Annotated in this window: 2 protein-coding genes; one reads left to right on the top strand and one right to left on the bottom strand. The window is 67.4% G+C overall.

Annotated elements, in window-relative coordinates:
• Positions 1–265: 265 nt before the first annotated feature.
• Entirely contained in the window at positions 266–1,318 is a 1,053-nt protein-coding gene (locus ACMO6A_RS10725) for an IS110 family transposase (RefSeq protein WP_086414387.1), read from the top strand.
• Between the two features lie 237 nt (positions 1,319–1,555).
• On the opposite strand, the gene ACMO6A_RS10720 is transcribed toward ACMO6A_RS10725, so the two are convergent.
• The coding region (locus tag ACMO6A_RS10720) for a DUF2207 domain-containing protein (RefSeq protein ID WP_418471246.1) at positions 1,556–3,425 on the bottom strand (1,870 nt) is incomplete at its 5' end.

The following is a 3,425-nucleotide window of genomic DNA, read 5'->3' as shown; positions in this document are numbered from 1 at the left end:
TGTCATCCTATGGGACGATAGATGCGTCTCCCGATGGCGAAGCGTATCATCGGGAGAGAAGCCCCGCCCCGCCGGCCGACCCGTTGTCGTCCAGGCCCTCGGTGCCTTAGCTCAGGCTCGTCGCCGGCGCCGGCGGGGCTTCGCAGTGAAAACCGCGCAGGGCCTTCGGGGATGACTTGATAGGAGCCCGTCGGAGCCCGTCCGACACGCCATAGGACCGTCTCGCCCGAGGACGCCCCGCGCACCCTTTCGGGAGGAGTCCAGTATGGCAGAAGGGAACAGGGTTGTCACCGTCGGCGTCGACACGCACAAGGACGCCCACGTGGCGGCCGCGCTCGACGCCTCCGGCGCGCTGCTCGGGACGGCGTCGTTCCCGGCCGACGCGCGCGGCTACGCCTCGATGGTCGCGTGGATGCGCGCCTTCGGGCGCGTCGAGGCGGCGGGCGTCGAGGGCACGGGCGGCTACGGCGCCGGGCTCGCCCGCGCGCTCGACGCCGCGGGCGTCCGCGTGCTCGAGGTCTCGGCGCCCGACCGCTCCGAGCGGCGCCGGCGCGGGAAGAGCGACGGGATCGACGCCGAGCAGGCGGCGCGCGCCGCCCTCGCGGGAACCCGCTGCGCGCCGGCGAAGTCGCGCTGCGCCGAGATGGGCGCCCTCGGCGCGCTCGAGGCGGCCTACGCCGGCGCGGTGAAGGCGAGGACGGCGGCGCTGAACGCCCTGCAGGCCCAGGTCGTCGCGCTGCCCGAGGAGGCGAGAGCCCCGCTGCGCGGCAAGGGCTCCTCGGAGCTGGTCCGCGCCTGCGCCTCCATGCGCCCGGGCGCGGGCTCCTCGCCCGAGACCCTGGCCAAGGTCGCCTTGCGCTCGCTCGCCCGGCGGGCGCGCATGCTCGACGAGGAGGCGAAGGGCCTGGAGGCCGAGATCGACGCGCTCACGAAGGCGCTCGCCCCGTCGACGAGGTCGCTCCTCGGGGCGGGCCCGCACGTCGCCGCGAGGCTGCTGCTCGCCGCAGGCGCCAACGTCTCGCGCCTGCGCTCGGAGGCGTCGTTCTCCATGCTCTGCGGGGCGAGCCCCGTGCCCGTCTCGAGCGGCAGGGCCGATCGGCACCGCCTGAGCCGCGCGGGCGACAGGCGGGCCAACTCGGCGCTCTACACCATGGCGATCACCCGCATGGCCCACGACGGGCGGACCCGCTCCTACGTGGCGCGCAGGATGTCGGAGGGCAAGACGAAGAAGGACGCCATCCGCTGCCTCAAGCGCTACATCGCCCGAGAGGCCTACCGCGCCCTCGCGCAGGATATGGAGGCCCTGGGGATGTCGTGAGGTAGCCGCTTGACAACATAGGAGCGTCTGAGCGGAGGCCGCGGGCCGGAGTCGAAGGATGACAGCGGTGGCGCACACGGCCAGCCCGTGCTTGTTCATGCTCCGGCGCTTCGCGCCTTCGCTCCGGACGCCAGGTGCGCTCCGCTCGCCCATCGGATGGCAACGTGGAACCTCGTTCGCGGATACGCGCACAAAAAACGCGACCCCTTGCCGGGGCCGCGTTCGTTCCTGCCTGGTTTACCGGGCGCCGCCTCCGCCGCCGAAGCCGCCTCCGCCGCCGCCTGAGAAGCCGCCGCCGAATCCACCGCCGCTGGAGAAGTTCCCGCTAGCGCCCGAAAGCGCCGCCTGAGCCGTTGACATCGTGTTCGTCATCGACGTTTGCAGCATGTCGCTAACCGAAGGCATCGCTGAGCCGGCAGCCGTATGGCCTCCCGTGTACCAGAACCACCAAGGCATGTACGTCATGCCCATAGATCCGTCGTACTCGAACAGCTGCGGCATGGTGGTTTGCAGCTGCTTGATGGCCTGGTCGGCCACGCCGAACAGGTAGGCGTACACCATGAACTCGCCCCACACCTTCACGTCGGTGGGCGGACGCTCGTCAAGAGACGAGAAGTCGGTCAGCCAGTTGCGCAGCGCCTTGCTCTTGGCCGTCAGCTCGTTGCCCTTCACACTGCGACGCGGCATGTAGTTCCCGATCACGCCCAACGCGATGGCGGTGGGAATCATGAATATCAGAGGGATGAAGTTCGACATGAGTATCCAAATGGCGACACCGGACAAAGCGACCACCACGGCAAGCGCGATGAGGTAGCCCTGGTATCGCTTGCCTTTCGCCTCGAAGAAATCCTCGCGGTTCGTCGCCGCCGAAAGCGCGCCCTGCCAGCCCTGCATCGCGTCGACAAACTCCTGCGGATGATCTTCGCCGTACTTCTTGATAGTGCCGAACCACAGCGAGTCGGTGCCCCCGGCCAACGTGCCGAACAGCAAATCCAACGCCTGACGATCGATGGGATCGGTCACGTTGTCGGCAGCAGGCAACCTTGTGATGTAATAGTCGTCCACGGTCTTCATGCGCCCGAACGCGCCGGGTTCCTCGTAACTGCCCGCGTCGATGCGGATGGCGCCGACGTGCGCAAGATGCATGAGCGTAGCCGTGAAATCGTCTTGGCTCTCGCGATCCCAGCGCCACAGGCGTCCGATAGCCGCCGGATGGATGGAGGGGTCAGGCACGTCGCGCCAATACTCGTCGGTAAACCGGGGCTGGTATTCGCGTCCGTACTTGAAGTAGGCGCGCAGCGCCCAGGCGAGCAGCAGCACGCAGACAACACCGCAGCCGATGACGAACGCCAACGAAAGAACGCGAGTGCGGTTCGCCTGGTCGCTCCAGTCCTTTTCTTCTTTCAGCACCGTGTCCAAACGGTTTTCCCCTTGATGCAGCGCCGCGCTTTCGGGCGACAGGTTCGTTAACCACTTCACCGGAAACGCCACGCGCGCTTCGGCGAATTGACCTGCCGCAACATGCGGCACGGCATACGTCACGGTTCCGTCGGCGTTCACGGTCACCTTGCCGTCGAGCGGTCCATGACCCCATGCGCGCACGTTCTCTCCCGGCACGACCTCGGTACCCTGCGGTACGGGCAGCGCCAACGTCATGGTGACGTTGTCGGAAGCCTCTTTCCATTGGGAGCCCACGTATTTCCAGTACACCTCGCCTATGTCGGAATACGCCTGCGCCCCGTTGACCACCGTATAATCGAGCTCGATGATGCGACGGTCGTCGGAGGCGTTGAAGAACACGTACACGCTGTTCTTCGGCGCGTCGAACGAGTAGGAATCTTTCCCAGGCCCGCCCGATTCGCGCCAGCCGAGCACGAACGCCTCGCTCGGCAACGTCGTCCAATCGCCCACCACCGTGCCATCGGCATCGACGTTCGCCATACGCACGCCGTTGATCTTGAGGGAAGCGTTCTGCGGAAGCCCGTCGAAGGCCCACCACACCGCGGAGAAATCGCCGTCGAAATCGAACGTGCGCTGCTCGGTCACCTGCAACGCGCCGTCGGTTTCCACCTGGGCCTGGATATCCACCTTCGGCATGGTGTACGAT

Source organism: Eggerthella sp. (assembly GCF_048329335.1).
Taxonomy (GTDB): domain Bacteria; phylum Actinomycetota; class Coriobacteriia; order Coriobacteriales; family Eggerthellaceae; genus Eggerthella; species Eggerthella lenta.
The sequence above is the reverse complement of the archived record's forward strand: the minus strand, read 5'-3'. Positions and strand labels throughout refer to the sequence as shown.